The organism is Vibrio sp. 05-20-BW147, assembly GCF_013369385.1.
In the GTDB taxonomy this organism is placed as follows: Bacteria; Pseudomonadota; Gammaproteobacteria; order Enterobacterales; family Vibrionaceae; genus Vibrio; species Vibrio floridensis.
The window spans coordinates 152196-169903 of record NZ_SZTO01000001.1 but is presented as its reverse complement, the minus strand read 5'-3'; the positions used below and the strand labels follow the sequence as shown (position 1 = coordinate 169903).

Here is a 17708-nt window from a genome sequence, read left to right as displayed (position 1 = left end):
ATAGAATAGCCACAAGCAATTTTCCTTTCATGGGTCAGAATGGGAATATACCTCCCGAAGGCAAGCGATGCCAAACCTAACAAACTTAAAGGAAATCAAGAATATGATTAACACTACTATCAAACCATTTAGCGCAACAGCATACAAAGATGGCAAATTCGTTGACATCACTGAACAAGATGTATTGGGCAAATGGTCGGTATTTTTCTTCTACCCAGCGGACTTCACTTTCGTCTGTCCGACTGAACTTGGTGACCTAGCAGACCACTACGAAGAGCTTCAATCTCGCGGTGTGGAAGTATTCTCAGTGTCAACTGACACGCATTTCACTCACAAAGCGTGGCATGACAGCTCTGAAACTATCGGCAAAATCAAATACTTCATGGTGGGCGACCAAACTGGCAACATTACCAACAACTTTGGTGTAATGCGCCCAGGCCAAGGTCTTGCAGACCGTGCAACCTTCGTTATCGACCCACAAGGTGTTATCCAAGCGGTTGAAATTACAGCAGAAGGTATCGGCCGTGACGCAGAAGACCTACTACGCAAAATCAAAGCAGCTCAATACGTTGCTGCGCACCCAGGCGAAGTATGTCCTGCTAAATGGAAAGAAGGCGAACAAACGCTAGCACCTTCACTAGACCTAGTTGGCAAAATCTAACCATTTGCGTTGATTACCCCTTAAGTTAAAGAGTGGGCCGGGCGTTTTACTTGACGACCTAAATGCTCGGTCCACTCTCCCCCTGATATCCAGAGTGACCGCTCTCCAATTTAAAAAAACTATAAAGGTATTCGAGTATGCTAGACCAAGCGATCAAGCAACAGTTAACCCAGTATCTAACAAATCTAAAACAAGACGTCCGTTTAGTGGTCAGCCTAGATGACAGTAAAGGCTCACAAGATATTCTTGCGCTCGCCAATGAAATCGCAGATCTAAGCCCGCTGATCACCGTTGTCCGTGATGATGCTGCGAGCACACGCAAGCCCGTTATGACGGTGACTAACCCAGAGAAAAGCACTGCGCTTCGCTTTGCAGGTTTGCCAATGGGTCATGAATTTACATCCTTAGTTCTTGCCCTGCTTCATTCAGGTGGTCATCCGATCAAACTGGATGCAGAAACCATCGAACAGATTGCACAACTAGACAAAGAACTCGATGTGGAAGTCTTTATTTCCCTTTCATGTCAAAACTGTCCGGATGTGGTGCAAGCGTTCAACATGATGGCGGCGATTAACCCGAAAATTCGCGCAACCATGATTGATGGTGCCCTGTTCCAAGATGAAGTGAAGCAGCGTGACATCCTCGCGGTACCGAGCGTCTTTGTAAACGGTGAGCTGTTTGGTCAAGGCCGCATGTCATTGACAGAAATTCTTAACAAATTGGACGATGGCGCAGCAGAAAAAGCGGCGGCAAGTCTTAATGAAAAAGATCCGTATGACGTTCTTGTTGTCGGTGGTGGCCCAGCAGGTGCAGCCGCTGCGATTTACGCAGCGCGTAAAGGCATTCGCACTGGTATTGTTGCTCAGCGTTTGGGTGGTCAGGTGATGGACACCATGGCAATTGAAAACTTTATTTCAGTCAAACACACGGAAGGTCCAAAACTGGCGGCTAACCTTGGTGAGCACTTGAAAGAGTACGGTGTTGATATCATCACAGAGCAGCAAGCTGAAAAGCTGATGGGCGCGCAATACACTGAAGATGGCAAAATTCACGTCAATCTACAAAGTGGTGCAACGCTTAAAAGTAACAGCGTGATCCTCAGCCCTGGTGCTCGTTGGCGTGAAATGAACGTCCCTGGTGAACAAGAATATCGCAATAAAGGCGTGGCGTACTGCCCACACTGTGATGGCCCTTTGTTCAAAGGCAAGAAAACCGCTGTTATTGGTGGAGGTAACTCCGGCATCGAAGCGGCCATTGACCTTGCAGGTATCGTAGAACATGTGACGGTTTTGGAGTTTGCTGACACATTGCGCGCAGACCAAGTACTGATCAACAAAGCGAACTCTCTGCCTAACGTCGATATCATCACCATGGCTCAAACCACTGAAGTGGTTGGTGATGGTAAACGTGTGACTGGCTTGAAATACAAAGATCGCAACACTGATGAGATCAAGCAGTTAGATCTTGCTGGTATCTTTGTTCAAATTGGTCTTGTGCCGAATACCGAGTGGCTAAAAGATTCTGACGTTGAGCTTTCTGCTCGCGGCGAAATCGAAATCGGTAGCCGTGGTGAAACCAGCCTAGAAGGTGTATTTGCCGCTGGTGACGCGACAACCGTGCCTTACAAGCAAATCATCATCGCAATGGGCGAAGGTGCAAAAGCGAGCTTGGGAGCGTTTGATTACTTGATTCGTAAGCAAGGCTAAAACCAACCCGCAAAGGCATGTCACAAAAGAGAGAGGTTTAAAAGCACCTCTCTTTTTATTTTTAACCATGCTAAAAAATAATTTGCTTAAAAACAAAATAAAGCTATCTAATAAATAAAAAGTGTGTATAGTAATCATCAGCTCTTACCAAATGAGCTATTCATGATAGATTTAGTTCAAGTTTAATCTCAGTTATCTTTCGATACCCTTCGTTTAGCCTCTGCGACAGCTTTTCCTTAATACCCATAATAGCTTTTGTTATCAGCAATTAATTAATCGAAAAATTTAATACTTAGAGGTATCTATGTCTAATAAAGTAACTGGTTCAGTAAAATGGTTTAACGAAACGAAAGGTTTCGGTTTTATTTCTCAAGACAACGGTGGTAACGATGTGTTTGTTCACTTCAACTCTATCGTTTCAACAGGTTTTAAAACTTTGGCAGAAGGCCAACGCGTAACATTTGAAGTTGAGCAAGGCAAAAAAGGCCCACAAGCTGCAAACGTAACTGCGCTATAATTTTAATGGCGTGGTCACCACGGCCACGCCATCTCCTGCTCTGCCCCATCGTGTAATCCATTTAAAATCAATCACCTTCATCAAATACCTCTGATCTGTTTGTCGACAGTTTTAAAGACTTTTTTGTTGCCAACAGAATAGGAGTAGACACATCTGTGTCATATTGGTTTTGTATATTCATTCAATCAAATTCATCGGAGGACTTATGTCTCGTAGAACCACTCGCCAACGTCATTGGTATCAACTATTACGTGAAAAACACATAAAGGAAGAAAATTTAAAGCATGTTCAAAATAAACTTTAATATTTACAAAGATAATTTAAATTGGTCTGCAGAAATACATCAACTTAACAGTGATATATTAACGCGCCATGTTGTACTCAAAACTCAGCTCGGCCTTTTTGATTTAAACTTTGATTTTTGTGAAAAATCGAACCAAGGCAGTATTTTTTCACTCAGTGGAAATAAAATAGGTGCATTCTCGGTCTTTTAGGTGTATTTCATCAATAGATAACATCAAAGAAAAACACAGATAGAGAGCGAAAATGGATAAGAAAAAAGAAAAAACAAGTAAGAAAGAGACATTAGACGCTGATGAGAAAAAGCCACTCACACAGCACCAAACTCGAAAGCGAATCGAAGACATTTTGGAACAGAAAGAATTCGAGAAACAGTATGCGCTTTAAGTGTTCCAGTTACCAACCATGCTCTGCCATGCACAACTCTGATTGGTAACTGGATTGTTCGACTTGCTCTAGCGGTTAATTTACCGTTGAAATCCTATAACGCACCGTAAACCAAGTAACCGTTATAAACCACATAGCAACCTAGCAGTGCAGCGCCTTCCATTCGAGTAATAGTCTGTTTTTTGCCAAAGCGCGCAGCGGTCACTAACAATAGTAACGTGACAAACAGCATGGTTGCCCAATCTCGCCAAAACACTTCTAAACCAATATTTTCGATTGGCTCAATACTGGCTGCGATCCCCACCACTGCCAATGAGTTAAACATATTTGAACCGACGATATTACCCACAGCAATATCGTGTTCACCTTTTCTTGCAGCCACAATCGATGCGGCAAGTTCTGGTAAAGAGGTACCTAAAGCGACGATGGTTAAGCCAATTAGTAAATCGCTGATGCCCAGTTGCTGAGCAATGTTTACTGCGCCCCACACCAGCATTCTTGAGCTGACGATAAGCAGAACTAAACCGGCGATCAACCAGAAAATAGCCATCCCTTTAGAAAGCTGAGGTACGTCGAGTTCTTGCTCAAACTCTGTGGCAAGAGAGTCTTTTTTGGCACGCATCGCACTCCAAATTGACCAAGCAACCATAGCAAAGAAACTCGCCAGCAACACAAACGCTTCCATCAAGCTAATGGTTTGGTTCCACAGCATCCCCCCTAGTAATAGGGTAATGAGCAGCAACAACGGAATCTCTTTGCGAATGATGTTGGAATGCACCACGATCGGAGAAATCACGGCCGTGACGCCAAGGATCAAACCGATATTTACGATGTTGGAACCCAGTGCGTTCCCCAACGCCAATGCAGGATTGCCATCCATTGCTGCCATCGCCGAGACCACCATTTCTGGCGCTGAGGTACCAAAGCCGACCACCAGCATACCGATCAGTAACGCTGGCATTCCCGCGTATTTGGCACTCGCAGCGGCCCCTTCGACAAATTTATCCGCACTCCAAACCAAAAGCGCGAAGCCTAAAATAATTGCAACACTTGCCAGTAACATGTTTGTATCCTGAAAAGAAAATGACTACATGAGTAAGCTTGATAAATGTGTAATGGCAGTTCAGAGAAGTAGTGTAGAAATGAAGGGAATCTTACGTCTGCTCTCCGATACCAAGTACATGTAATATCGCATGCATACTCGTATCTCGGGTAGGCTTTAACCGAAGCAAAGTTTGAAATGCTACCCAAATTCAAACTTTGCTTAAGTCTTGCCAGAACAGATGAACGTGAATACCACAAGCATTAAGCTCGGAGACTGTTGATATTCACTCCTCAAACCATGAGGAAGGCTACTCCCTTAAGCGGCGCTATTCTATTACCAAACCACGAGAAAAGAAAACAAATTGATCGTTATAAGATCAAACACCAGCCAAACACTAGACGACTGGTCTAATATCATTTATAGTGCCGCTCATGAATACGAAAACCAATGACACTCGCCAACACATTCTTGACGTTGGCTATCAACTCGTCGTCAACCAGGGCTTTACTGCCGTGGGATTGTCGCAATTGTTGAAAGAAGCAGGCGTGCCGAAAGGCTCGTTTTATCATTACTTCAAGTCGAAAGAGCAATTTGGCCAAGCATTGATTGAGGAATATTTTCATCAATACCTTGCTCGCTTAGAGGCGCATTTTAACCAGCAAAATGACTCTGGTTTTGACAACCTTATCTCGTATTTTTCTCGTTGGCTTTCGATTGAAAATGGTGTGTGTAATGCCAATCGCTGTCTTGTGGTGAAGCTCAGTGCTGAGGTATCTGACCTATCTGAAACGATGCGTCATACCCTTTCGCAAGGTGCACAACGCGTTATTCTGGCGTTGGCAAGCGCAGTACAAACTGGCATTGATGATGGTTCGATCTCGGTAAACAATGCCACGGCTACCGCACAGCAGCTTTACCAACAATGGCTAGGTGCCAGCTTGTTAAATAAGTTAATGCAGGATCAAACGCATTTAGAACAGTGCTTAGCCAGCACCAAACAGATACTCAAAGGGTAACGTTCAAATACGTTATCGACACCCCGCCTTGCTGGCGGGATTTTTTGAAATAAACACTAGACGACCGGTCTAATAAAGGAAGAATAGATGACTCACCCTACAAACCGTCAAATCGTGCTCGCGTCTCGCCCAGTAGGCGCACCAACCGCAGAAAACTTTGCGCTTACACAGAGTGACATCCCAACACCAGCCCAAGGTGAAATACTGCTACGCTCTGTTTATCTGTCACTCGATCCCTACATGCGTGGCCGCATGAGCGATGCCAAATCGTATGCCGACCCCGTTGGTATCGATGAGGTCATGGTCGGTGGCACGGTTTGCCAAGTTGAAGCATCCAACCACGCCGAGTTTGAAGTGGGTGAATGGGTGTTGGCTTACACAGGTTGGCAAGATTACGCGCTTTCCAACGGTGAAGGCTTGATCAAATTAGGCAAACAGCCTAGCCACCCTTCTTATGCACTTGGTGTGATGGGCATGCCTGGATTTACTGCCTACATGGGCCTATTGGATATTGGTCAACCCAAAGAAGGGGACACATTAGTGGTTGCCGCAGCAACAGGCGCGGTCGGCTCTATGGTGGGACAAATTGGCAAACTCAAGGGCTGCCGCGTCATTGGCATTGCCGGTGGCGAAGAAAAATGCCAATTTGCCAAAGAAACACTGGGCTTTGATGAATGTATCGACCACAAAGCGGCTGACTTTGCCGAGCAATTAGCAAAAGTATGCCACAACGGAATCGACATCTATTTTGAAAATGTCGGCGGAAAAGTCTTTGATGCTGTGATGCCGTTGCTAAACACTGGTGCACGCATTCCACTGTGTGGTTTGATTTCCCAGTACAACGCCACATCACTGCCAGAAGGTCCAGATCGCATGTCTATGCTGATGGCGCAACTGTTGATCAAACGCATCAAGATGCAAGGTTTCATCATTTTTGATGATTACGGCCATCGCTATGGTGAGTTTGCCGCGGACATGACCCAATGGCTAGCACAAGGAAAAATTCACTATCGTGAACATCTTGTCCAAGGGCTGGAAAACGCGCCTGAAGCCTTTATTGGCCTGCTTGAAGGGAAAAACTTCGGCAAAATGGTCGTCCAAACCAATCAACCACGCTAGGAGCTAGGTATGATCACTCTACATCATCTCAACAAATCCCGTTCAAAGCGTATCATTTGGTTGCTGGAAGAGCTGGGCGTTGACTATCACGTTGTCGCCTACCAGCGAGACAGCGTGACGTTTTTAGCACCACCAGAGCTGAAAGCGATCCACCCACTAGGCAAATCACCGGTCATCGAAGCCGATGGTAAAGTGATTGCTGAGTCAGGCGCGATCACCGAATACCTCATTGCCAAACACGCCCCACTGCGATTGGCTCCAGCACCAGAGAGCGCTGAGTACGTGGAATATCTGCAATGGCTGCATTTTGCGGAAAGCTCCGGCATTTTGCCTTTGCTGCTTAAAGTCTTTTTAACCAAAGATGGCGCGCAAACGCAGTTTCTTGCTCAGTACGCAGATGCGGAGATCAACAAAGTGGTGGGTTATCTCGACCAAAGCTTGCAGGGCAAAAACTACCTTGTTGGTGAGACGCTCTCCGGTGCCGACATCATGAACTCGTTCATTGTCGAGATTGTGCAGCAATTTGGTTTGCTTGAGCAGTATCCGAACCTTGCCCGTTACGCGGATACACTCGCCAGCCACCCAAGCTTTGTTAAAGCGCAAGCGCTGGAACAACAATACAATTAATCCCTTTTAAACACTGCCTTTGCCAGCCGCTGATACGGCTGGCTTTTTTTTAAACAGAAAGCCCTACAGTTTGCAAAAGCCTAAGAAAGCCGTCGTCCGCGATTATTCGTCTTTCAAATTAGTGGGGCAGAACATCAGCCCCACTTGCACAGCAAACGCCTAGAATTGATATGCTGCAGAAAGCTTGACGTTTCTTCCCGGCTCATAGTCATCCAACTTATAACCTCTCGCAAAACCCGAGCGTGAGGCGTGAGAGGTATAGGTTTCATCCAAGATATTATCAACGCCAAATGTGACGGTTAATCCCTCAACCTGTTGTGGCAGCCATTGGGCATATAGGTTGTGTACATCGTAACCTTCTTTAACTGGCGTGCCTTCGAAAACATTATCTTCTTCTAGCACCACTATCGAGCTCCAACCAAGCAGAAGATCAAGTGAACCTGCATAGTAATCTAGCGTAAGCGCAACGCTGTCGCCCATATCCATACTACGTCCATTGCCAGCGGCAACCGGGCCACCTGTTTGTTTATTTTTCATGTCCGATTTCGCATAGGACAATTTCGCATTGAATGCGTCATAGCCGTAAGTGACAGCGGCCTCAAAGCCTTTGATTTCCACATCACCGAGGTTGTAAACCAAATAACTTCTCGTCGCACCTTGATAGGACTCAGCAATGTAATCATCAATTTGTGTATCAAACACCGTTACATTGGCAGCGACGCTATGCTCACCAAACGTTTGTCGATATTTCACGCCACCTTGCGTATTCTGACCCGTTTCAGCCTTAAGATCATCGGTCAAGTACGTCGAGTGCTGAGCTCGAATAAAGGTTTCCATAAGTTCAGGCCCTTTGAACAGGCTACGTGTACTCGCAAACAGAGCCAGCTGTTCAGTGGCTTGCCATTCTGTCGCTAGCGCCCAAGTGACATCATCAAACTCGCGAGAATCATTGACCGCATCTCTTGTGTAGTCATCCCAACGTAACCCTCCGGTAACTGACCAGTCTTTTGTAATCCATAGCTGATTTTCCACAAACAGCGCCAAAGAATCCGCGGATTCTTCCATGTATTTACTGCCGCCATACGTCGCACTGGATCGCTTGTCCATGTAATCGAGGCCATAAGTCGTTGCGTTCTCTAGGCCAAACCCATTGAAATAAGAAACAAACTGAGCGTTTAGACCTGTATTGCGGTTTTGGGCCACATTTTCACTCAAGCGATTTGCTGGCCAGCGCCCAACTGGAATAACAGACTCATCACGCGTAATTTCCGTTTTACTTGAATAGAGGCTAACACGCCCTTTGTGCTGTTCTCCTAACAGTTCATAACCTAAAGTGACCGTATCACGATCATATTGCGTTGGAATCAGGATTGCTTGGGAAAGCCCTTGGTTGGCGCTGCCCGACATATCGGGTCTTGGTCGATAGTCACCTTTGTCACGATAGAGATCGTAAGTCAGCTCCAAACGATGGCGCTCACTCGGTTCAAAACCCACTTTCGCTAAGATATTGTACACATCACCAGCAGAACCAAATGATGTGGTTCCTTCTCCATCTTTAAAGTCATCTCGACTCAAGTAATTGCCATAGAGCATCCAGTCAAACTGCTCACCAGCCAGACCATAGGCAGTGAGCGATCCTTGTTGGCTGTCATTGGTTTGATAATCAGCAAAAACACGGGCACCGATTGTCTCGCCATAGCGGAGAAGATCACGCGCATCTTTGGTTTCGAATAACACCGAGCCACCTAGCCCATTTTGCACCACCGAGTTGTTACCTACTTGAATCGTTGCCGATTTCAGAATGTCAGGATTGAGCGTCAAATTACCGATATGATGAAACATGTTGGCATGCTGAGAAGCGCCATCAAGTCGAATATCCAAATCTGTCTCACCTAAGCCACGAATGGTAATTCGCTGGTTGACTGAATGCGTGCCGCCCACATCGACACCGGGGATATCACGCAGCAAATCAGACATGTGATCCGCCTGTTTTAACGACATATCATCTGACGCCATCGACTCTGTGTTGCTGGACACGGTCGTTCCCCATACGATTTGCCTTTCATTGGTTTGCGGGTCGTAGGCACTATTTTCTTGAGCCATCGCACCACTCGATATGCCAAGTGCGACTGAGTAGGAAAGCAATGAAAGTGTAAAGCGATGGTATTTTGTCTGTTCCATGGAATTGTTCCAAATATTGATAATGATAATAATTCTCAAATATAATAGAATCCTGATGCTATGAGACCAAGATCAAATGCTTATGCGGAACAACCGACAAGTTATGAGGAAACGTCAGCATGGAACAAAACGAAACGCGCGTGTACAGCCACCGAAAAGTTGCTCTAACGGAATGTGTGAAGAACGACGACAACCAGCAGATTATTGCCAGAGGCATCAGCGGTTCTCCGTTGCTCACCGAAGGACGTTTTCTCAACTATCGCTATGGTGACGGTATTGTTTTACAAGGAGGAACTACTGTTGAACGATGCAGCTGTGAAGTCATCTCGAGTGCGTCACCGAGCTTGAGTTTGGTGTTTATATTGGAAGGCAACGTCACCTTTGGTTTCGATGATGAGGCGTTTGAACTGCACGCTGGCGCTCCTGTTGATGCTGTGGCGATCAACCTGACCAAACCTGTGCGTTTTCGACGGATTTTGAAGGCGGGAAATAGTGTAAAAAAGTTGAACATCGCTTTAGCACCGCACTGGTTAGAGCGGCATTTTGGTGTCCAAGACGCTGCGTATCGATTCACTTTCACGCATCTAGCGAGCCAAACATTGCAGATATCAGGTCAGATGCGCAAACTGATCACACAACTGCTTACCCATCCTTCACCAAGTACATTGCAAGAGAAACTCGCATTTGAATGCACCTGCCACCAACTTATCGCCTTGGCATTGGAGCAGTTGCAGCCACTCGATCTTGAATCCAATGCACCAAGCAGACAACACCAACTCAACTTGCTTGAACCCGTCCTCGCTCATATTGATGCAAATCTAAATCGTAATCTGGAACTCAGCCACTTAGCACAGCTGTTTTCCATTAGTGTCTCTAAGTTGCAAAGAGTGTTTAACCAAGCGTTAGGCCTATCTGCCAATGCCTATATTCGCTATCGGCGACTCCAGTTGGCCAAGATACACCTCGAAAGTGGTTTAATGTCAGTAACTGAAGCGGCTTACGAGTCGGGCTATCAGCACCCCTCTAACTTTACCAATGCCTTCAAACGCCATTTTGGTGTTGCGCCACATACCATTGCAAAACCCATCTCGAGGAACACAATCAATTAAAACAGACTATCGAACAGCTCAACGAACATAGGAGTCAGTTCGATAGCGACACAATCCGTACAGTGAGCCCTCTCATTGAAACAAGAGCACATGTTTTAGCCATGAATTAACACAAACCTCAATCCATTCTGTATAGTAATGCGCGAAGAAAATGACTCGAATATGAGGACGTAATGAAAAGAACACTATTTGTTGTGTTAAGCGCAGTAACACTTTCAGCTTGCAACGATGTGGGCAGTGAAAATTGGTGCAACGACATGCGCGATAAGCCGAAAAGCGAATGGAACGGGCAAAACACGCTAGACTTTGCCAAACACTGCCTACTCAACAACGAGATTGGTAGCAAGAGCTGGTGTGAGGATATGGACGAGAAATCCAAAGGTGACTGGACAGCCAAAGAAGCTACATCTTACGCAAAATACTGCATAATTTAGTTGTATTACCCTTAGTTGTTATGGTTTGGAGTAGATCTGACACTTCAGTTTGAAAAGAAGAGAGTCACCCACTTCGATTCATAGCCCGATCTAATGCACAGTATTACTCATTTCACGCTTTCACCCAGCAGTACTATTCCTACGCAAATTGGTCACGAACTTCTTCCTAGTGAAAGATATTCTGTTTCTTGCGGTGGCAATCAGTGTAATTGAGCGCAGTAAGGCATTGATGTTGAAGGAACAACAATCTTAGTCCCCTTCAAAACAACCAAGATGGTTTGCATGACAAACCATCTTGGTTTCTTACTCCGCTATTGAGTGAGTATCACTAAAAACTACGCCAAGCCATTCGCCGATGCGCTGCTTTGGTAGTTTCCAAGCAATGCCTGATAGATATGTTCCGTATCGAGCACGCCAACAAATTGATCATCTTCTGCCAACAAAATCGGCTGCCTATTTTTCTTTTTCAACGCGATCATCTCGCGCATATCCAGATCGGGTGAAGCGACAAGAAGCACATTGTCATCAACCACAGGATCTTGCTGCTCACAAGGCCAAGCCAGCAGGCGCTTGTCTGAATTGCGTAATGTCATCTGCTGGTCCGACTGCTCCAACCACAAATCCTGCCTACCACACACTTGCCATGCGCCATCAGTCTGCGTCAATGATTCTTTGCTGAGCATCAAAGTACGACCTTTCAGAACATTGAGAGGATTGGTGTGGGCCACGAAATCCTTCACATAATCGGTTTCTGGAGACAACACAATCTCTTCTGGCGCGCCATGCTGTATCAAGCATCCGGATTCCATGATCGCAATGTTGTTACCAATTTTTAGTGCTTCGTCTAAATCATGGCTGACAAAGAGAATGGTTTTGTTCATTTTTTTCTGCAGTTGAATCAGTTCATCTTGCAACTGAGCGCGAATCAACGGATCTAAGGCGGAAAAAGGTTCGTCCATCAAGAGAATGTCGGTGTCCATCGCGAACGCTCTCGCTAGGCCAACGCGTTGCTGCATGCCTCCCGACAGTTCATGTGGATACTTATCCTGCCATTCCGAAAGCCCCACCATTTCAAGCTGTTCTTTGGCTTTTTTACGGCGTTGCTTTTTCGCCATACCTTGCATTTCTAGGCCAAACGCAACATTGTCGAGCACCGTGAGCCAAGGCATCAGCGCAAACTTTTGGAAAACCATGGAAACACGATGCGTTCGTAAATGCCTTAACGTTGCTTCGTCACATTGCGCTAGATCGACCTGTTGGTCCCCATCTTTTATACGCAACGACCCACGAGAAATGCTGTTCAAGCCGTTCACCGCTCGCAATAAGCTCGACTTACCTGAACCGGACAAACCCATCAACACACAGATTTCGCCTTCTTTGATTGAGAGAGAAACCTTGTTCACCCCCACCACTTGGCCTGCTTCATCAATGATTTCTTGGCGCGTTTTACCTTGATCGAGCAGCGCCAAAGCGTGCTCTGGCTTGTCGCCAAAAACCACATCAACATTCTCAATTGTAATGGCATCCATGATTAGGCCTCCTTCTGCTGAGGTGTTTTACAAAGGCGATCCAAAATTATCGCCACCAGAACGATCGCCAAACCGGCTTCAAAACCTTGAGCGATGTTCACTGTGTTGAGCGCGCGAACCACAGGTTTGCCTAATCCATCCGCACCAACGAGCGCAGCAATCACCACCATAGAAAGCGACAACATAATGCACTGAGTAATACCGGCCATTATGCTAGGCAAAGCGGCAGGCAGTTCTACTTTAAGCAGTAACTTCAGCCGGTTAGCGCCAAAAGCTTTGCCCGCTTCAACCAACTCTTCCGGCACTTTGGTAATGCCGAGGTAGGTCAAACGTATCGGCGCGGCGATAGCAAAAATAATGGTTGAGATAAGCCCAGGTACAATACCTAAGCCAAATAACACCAAGGTAGGAATCAAGTAAACAAAAGTCGGCACGGTTTGCATCAGGTCAAGTATTGGCCTTAGCAAGGTGTATATCCAACGACGATGCGCAGCCATGATCCCAATCGGCACACCAATTAATACGGAAATCGTTGTCGCGGCGAAGACCAAAACAAAGGTTTCCAGCATTTCTTGCCAGTAGCCAAGATTTAAAATGGTCAGCAGAGCCAAGACCACAAAGAGGACTAACCCAATACTGCGATGCAGAAACCAAGCGATCAGTGCTGTAGCGATAATTGGCATCGCTGGCGGCATCCATTTAAATACGTCCACGACGAATAAAATGATGCTTTCCAAAAAGAAAGCGACCGCATCAAAAAAACCGGCTGCGTTGAGTGTTAACCAATCGACGCCCATTTCCATCCACTCACCGAACGGGAGTTTGTTTTCAGTTATAAAGTTCACTGTATTGCCTTTGTTTTGCTGGGCGGGCTGTCGATTGCCCGCCTGTCTTTATCTCTTAAGCTTGTGTGTTTACGTAGTCAATCACGGCTTGAGCTGCCGGTTTGCCCTCGAGCGTTTTTACGCCTTCAAGCCACGCTTTTATCTGCTCTGGGTGCTGCTTTAGCCAGTTCAACGCCGCCTTGGCAGGTTTCTCTTTTTGGTTGAGAATGGCTTCCATGAGCTGGTTTTCCATTTCTAAGCTGAACGTTAGGTTTTGCAGTAACTGGCCCACATTCGGACACGCTGAGAGATAACCCTCTCGCACATTGGTGTAGACATTGGCGCCGCCGTAGTTTGGCCCAAAGAAGTCATCCCCTCCCGACAGGTACACCATTTCTACATTGCTATTCATTGGATGCGGAGCCCAACCCAGATAGACGATCCATTGGTTTCGGCGCACTGCTCTCGCCACTTGCGACACCATGCCTGCTTCACTGGATTCCACCAAGCTGAATCCTTTTAAATCAAAGGCGTTTTGGTCAATCATGCTTTGAATTAGGCGGTTACCATCGTTACCGGGTTCAATGCCGTAGATACGATTTTTGAACTTATCTGCGTACTTGCTGATATCGGCAAAGCTCTGCACGCCTTGCTCATAGACATATTTAGGTACCGCTAAGGTGTACTTAGCGCCTTCAAGATTGGCTTTGACTGTCTCCACTTCCCCTGAGTCTCGGTATTTCGCGATATCCCCTTCCATGGTTGGCATCCAGTTTCCGAGAAAGACATCCACATCACCGTTGGCCATTGACGAGTAGGTCACAGGAACAGAAAGCAGATCCGTTTTGGTGTGATACCCCATACCTTTGAGCAGCTGACTAGTCACTGCGGTTGTTGCGGTGATATCGGTCCAGCCGACATCCGCAAAACGGACTGTTTGGCATTGGTTGGCAGCGGCGGTAAACGAGAAGGCGCTCAGGGCCATGATTGAAAGTGTTTTTGTCGTCATAGACATTGTTTTTTCCTTGTAATGATTACTGACTTTTATGAGGGCACGCTGTTTGGCGTGGCTTATCTCATCGGCTCTCCAGTCCGCTGCTGAGTTTCCCAACTCGGGGCTAGCCAAACCTTTGAGCGCTGTGGAGGCAACGGCTGTTTATGCAAAATTAAATCGGCGGCTCTTTCCGCCACCATGATGGTTGGCGCATTAAGATTGCCGTTAGGAATAGTGGGAAAAACGGATGAATCCACTACGCGCAGGTTGGTGATTCCTCGTACACGACACTCTTCATCAAGCACCGCCATTGGGTCATCGTCTGCGCCCATTTTGCATGAGCATGAAGGGTGATACGCGCTCTCGACGTTCTCTTTCACCCACTGATCGATTTCCGCATCGGTCGCGACATTGATGCCGGGCTGTATCTCTTCACCACGGAACTCATCCATTGCTGGCTGCGCCAAAATTTCGCGAGTAAGGCGGATACAATCTCGCCAATCTTGACGATCGCGCTCGGTCGATAAGTAGTTAAACTGAATTTTGGGTTTGTCCAATGGATTGGCTGAGACGATCTCAACACGGCCTCGGCTCTCAGGCTTGTTTGGCCCAACATGAACTTGGAAGCCATGACCATCGAAGGCGGCTTGTCCATCGTAACGCATTGCCGCGGGCAAAAAGTGGTACTGAATATTCGGCCATTTCAAACCTGCACGTGAGCGAATAAAGGCGCAAGACTCAAAGTGATTGGTCGCCCCAAGCCCTTTGCGCGTTAAAATCCACTCGGTTCCAATCAACCCTTTGCTGAACCAGTCCAATTTCCCATTCAAGGTGATGGGCTTTTGGCAATGGTATTGGAAATAGACTTCGAGATGGTCTTGCAAGTTTTGTCCAACGCCTGGCAGATGGTGAACGGGCGTCACCCCCGCCTTCTCAAGTACTGTTTTAGGGCCAATGCCAGAGAGCTGTAACAGTTGCACCGAGCCAATCGAGCCCGCACTGGAAATCACTTCATTTTTGGCAAAACAAGTACGCAGTTCGCCTGCCAGTTCAAACTCGACCCCTACGGCACGCTTTTCTTCCAGTAAGATACGTTGAACCACAACGCCTTTGATCAGTTTGAAATTGTTTCTTTTTTTGGCACGGCTTAAGTATGCGTTTGAGGTTGAAGCTCGCACACCATTTTTAACCGTCATATGCATCGGACCAAAGCCTTCTTGTTGGTAGCCATTGTAGTCCGATGTTTCTGGATATCCGGCCTCCTTACCCGCATCAATGAACGCGCGATAGAGTGGATTCAGCGTCATCTTATTGCCAGCACAGGTACTTAATGGCCCATCGCCACCGCGATACTCATCTTCCCCGTCAATCCAGTTTTCTGCTCGGCGAAAATACGGCAGACACGCTTGGTAGTTCCAGCCTTTTGCCCCTTGTTCTTCCCATTCATCAAAATCACAGGCATGACCACGAACATAAACCATGCCGTTGATGGAGGAACTGCCCCCGAGCACTTTCCCTCTTGGGCAATGTAAACGACGGCCATCTAAGTCCGCTTCTGCATCGGTTTCAAATTGCCAAGCGTACTTCTCTGAGTTCATAGGGTAAGAGAGCGCCGTTGGCATTTGAATGAAAATACTCTTGTCGGAACCGCCCGCTTCGAGTAATAAAACACTGTGATCACCACTCTCTGATAGTCGATCCGCTAGCACACAGCCAGCGGAACCCGCACCGACGATAATGTAATCGTAGTGTTGCTGCATCTTTTTCTCCTAACTATTGATTAAGCGTAAGGGGAGTCGAACGGACCCAGTTCGACAAACACGCTTTTGGTCTGCGTATAGTGCAGTAACGTCTCTTGGCCATTTTCGCGGCCAATGCCCGACAACTTGTAGCCCCCCACCGGCATCTCTGCGGGTGAATTTCCCCAAGTGTTTATCCAGCAAATGCCCGCTTGCAGTTGGTGAATGACTCTATGGGCTTTGGATAGATTTTGCGTAAATACCCCAGCAGCCAAGCCGTATTGGGTGTTGTTCGCGCGAGCAATGACTTCATCTTCGTCATCAAACACCAGCACTGACATGACAGGTCCAAAGATTTCATTTTGCACATGAGGCATCTCATCGCGGCAATCGACAAAGACGGTAGGCGCAACAAAACACCCTTTCTCTAGCCCTCTTTCCGTCACTTGGAAACCACCAGTGAGCAACGTTGCACCACTCTCTTTCGCACTCGAAATAGCACCGAGTACTTTTTCTAGATGCGATTTAGAAATCAGTGAGCCAATTTGCGTTTCCATGTTCATTGGATCGCCGACAATGAGCTTTTCCGTGCGCTCTTTTAGCTGTTCAACAAACGCGTCGTACATCGCTCGTTGAACATAAACTCGCGTGCCATGGGTACACACCTCACCTTGAGTGTAAAAATTTGCCACCATTGCTGCCGAGACAGCATCATCGAGATCGGCATCATCGAAAATAATCAAGGGCGATTTCCCCCCCAATTCCATGGTGACGGGCTTGAGTGTCGCAGCGCTATCGGCCATCACTTTCTTGCCCGTGCCTGACTCACCGGTGAATGAGACTTTGTCGATTTCAGGATGCGCGGTGAGCATTTGCCCAACACGATAGTCCCCTTGAACAACGTTAAACACGCCATCAGGCACGCCCGCTTGCGTAAAGAGTTCAGCCAGTTTGAGTGCCGAAAGTGGCGTTTCTTCTGAGGGTTTAAAGATCATCGCGTTGCCAGCGGCTAATGCAGGCGCGGCTTTCCACATTGCAATTTGAATCGGATAATTCCAAGCGCCGATGCCTGCACAAATGCCCAGAGGTTCTCTTCTGGTGTAAAAAAACTGATTGGAACCAAGGGATTGTTGCTCGCCACCTAAGCCATTCACTAATCCAGCAAAATACTCGATAACATCTGCGCCAGTGGCAATGTCAACCACACTCGCTTCTTGAATTGGTTTGCCCGTATCGTGCACTTCCAACTCTGCTAGTTCATCATTGTGATCGCGAATCAGCTGCGCCGCTTTGAGTAAGCATCGGCTGCGCTCGGCAGCGCTCATAGATGACCACACAGAAAAGCCAAGCTTCGCGCTCTCGATGGCATGAGCTAACACCCTTTCGTCGGCTTGCTCAATGTGCGCTAACACTTCTCCGGTTGCTGGATTTAAGGTCGCAAAAGATTCGCCAGTGTCACCAACGAAAGGCTTCCCTCCAATGTAATGTGCTGTAACTTCCATCTGAAATTTGACTCTAGG

The 17708-nt window shown here is 46.9% G+C and carries 16 protein-coding genes and 1 pseudogene; 10 read left to right on the top strand and 7 right to left on the bottom strand.

Annotation, left to right across the window (positions count from 1 at the left end):
- Positions 1 to 103 precede the first annotated feature (103 nt).
- The 4 genes from ahpC to FC652_RS00770 all read left to right on the top strand — a co-directional run bounded on the left by ahpC (position 104) and on the right by FC652_RS00770 (position 3571).
- The gene (gene ahpC / locus FC652_RS00785) at positions 104 to 661 is read left to right on the top strand and encodes an alkyl hydroperoxide reductase subunit C (RefSeq protein ID WP_176297103.1); all 558 of its coding nucleotides are present in this window, start codon (positions 104 to 106) and stop codon (positions 659 to 661) included.
- Positions 662 to 798: 137 nt separating this feature from the next.
- Positions 799 to 2367, top strand: a complete 1569-nt coding sequence (gene ahpF / locus FC652_RS00780; protein WP_011152333.1) for an alkyl hydroperoxide reductase subunit F — start codon at positions 799 to 801, stop codon at positions 2365 to 2367.
- A 304-nt stretch (positions 2368 to 2671) separates the two neighbouring features.
- Positions 2672 to 2884 (top strand): cold-shock protein, encoded by a 213-nt coding sequence (locus FC652_RS00775; RefSeq protein ID WP_011081453.1) that lies wholly within the window; start codon positions 2672 to 2674, stop codon positions 2882 to 2884.
- Between the two features lie 546 nt (positions 2885 to 3430).
- Entirely contained in the window at positions 3431 to 3571 is a 141-nt protein-coding gene (locus FC652_RS00770) for a hypothetical protein (protein WP_017422670.1), read from the top strand.
- Positions 3572 to 3665: 94 nt separating this feature from the next.
- Here the strand turns inward: FC652_RS00770 and FC652_RS00765 are convergent, their stop codons facing one another.
- Positions 3666 to 4634: a calcium/sodium antiporter gene (locus FC652_RS00765; RefSeq protein WP_176297102.1), complete on the bottom strand. Its 969-nt coding sequence runs from the start codon at positions 4632 to 4634 to the stop codon at positions 3666 to 3668.
- Between the two features lie 413 nt (positions 4635 to 5047).
- Between FC652_RS00765 and FC652_RS00760 the strand changes: the two genes are divergently transcribed.
- From FC652_RS00760 to FC652_RS00750, 3 genes are all read left to right on the top strand, one after another.
- Complete coding sequence (locus FC652_RS00760) at positions 5048 to 5632, top strand: TetR/AcrR family transcriptional regulator (protein WP_176297101.1); 585 nt, start codon at positions 5048 to 5050, stop codon at positions 5630 to 5632.
- Between the two features lie 87 nt (positions 5633 to 5719).
- Positions 5720 to 6751 (top strand): NADP-dependent oxidoreductase, encoded by a 1032-nt coding sequence (locus tag FC652_RS00755; protein ID WP_176297100.1) that lies wholly within the window; start codon positions 5720 to 5722, stop codon positions 6749 to 6751.
- A 9-nt stretch (positions 6752 to 6760) separates the two neighbouring features.
- A complete protein-coding gene (locus FC652_RS00750; protein ID WP_060534135.1) occupies positions 6761 to 7378 on the top strand; it encodes a glutathione S-transferase family protein in 618 nt (205 codons plus the stop codon).
- Between the two features lie 159 nt (positions 7379 to 7537).
- Here the strand turns inward: FC652_RS00750 and FC652_RS00745 are convergent, their stop codons facing one another.
- Positions 7538 to 9481 (bottom strand): TonB-dependent siderophore receptor, encoded by a 1944-nt coding sequence (locus tag FC652_RS00745; protein ID WP_255199115.1) that lies wholly within the window; start codon positions 9479 to 9481, stop codon positions 7538 to 7540.
- Between the two features lie 197 nt (positions 9482 to 9678).
- On the opposite strand from FC652_RS00745, the gene FC652_RS00740 reads away from it, so the two are divergent.
- The 3 genes and pseudogenes from FC652_RS00740 to FC652_RS20800 form a co-directional block, all read left to right on the top strand.
- Positions 9679 to 10668 (top strand): AraC family transcriptional regulator, encoded by a 990-nt coding sequence (locus FC652_RS00740; RefSeq protein ID WP_176297098.1) that lies wholly within the window; start codon positions 9679 to 9681, stop codon positions 10666 to 10668.
- A gap of 173 nt (positions 10669 to 10841) precedes the next feature.
- A complete protein-coding gene (locus FC652_RS00735) occupies positions 10842 to 11102 on the top strand; it encodes a DUF3012 domain-containing protein (RefSeq protein WP_176297097.1) in 261 nt (86 codons plus the stop codon).
- A gap of 148 nt (positions 11103 to 11250) precedes the next feature.
- Positions 11251 to 11355, top strand: a pseudogene (locus tag FC652_RS20800) (DUF417 family protein); the annotation flags it as partial.
- A gap of 82 nt (positions 11356 to 11437) precedes the next feature.
- On the opposite strand, the gene choV reads toward FC652_RS20800, so the two are convergent.
- From choV to betB, 5 genes are read right to left on the bottom strand one after another with little or no spacing between them, the layout of a single operon-like run.
- The gene (choV, locus tag FC652_RS00730) at positions 11438 to 12631 is read right to left on the bottom strand and encodes a choline ABC transporter ATP-binding protein (RefSeq protein ID WP_011080998.1); all 1194 of its coding nucleotides are present in this window, start codon (positions 12629 to 12631) and stop codon (positions 11438 to 11440) included.
- A 2-nt stretch (positions 12632 to 12633) separates the two neighbouring features.
- Positions 12634 to 13476 carry a choline ABC transporter permease subunit gene (gene choW / locus FC652_RS00725; RefSeq protein WP_111416327.1) on the bottom strand — a complete coding sequence of 281 codons (843 nt, stop codon included), beginning with the start codon at positions 13474 to 13476 and terminating at the stop codon, positions 12634 to 12636.
- Positions 13477 to 13531: 55 nt separating this feature from the next.
- Positions 13532 to 14470 (bottom strand): choline ABC transporter substrate-binding protein, encoded by a 939-nt coding sequence (locus FC652_RS00720; protein ID WP_045621144.1) that lies wholly within the window; start codon positions 14468 to 14470, stop codon positions 13532 to 13534.
- Positions 14471 to 14526: 56 nt separating this feature from the next.
- A complete protein-coding gene (betA, locus tag FC652_RS00715; RefSeq protein ID WP_176297096.1) occupies positions 14527 to 16209 on the bottom strand; it encodes a choline dehydrogenase in 1683 nt (560 codons plus the stop codon).
- 20 nt (positions 16210 to 16229) lie between these two features.
- Positions 16230 to 17690 carry a betaine-aldehyde dehydrogenase gene (betB, locus tag FC652_RS00710; RefSeq protein WP_176297095.1) on the bottom strand — a complete coding sequence of 487 codons (1461 nt, stop codon included), beginning with the start codon at positions 17688 to 17690 and terminating at the stop codon, positions 16230 to 16232.
- Positions 17691 to 17708: the final 18 nt, after the last annotated feature.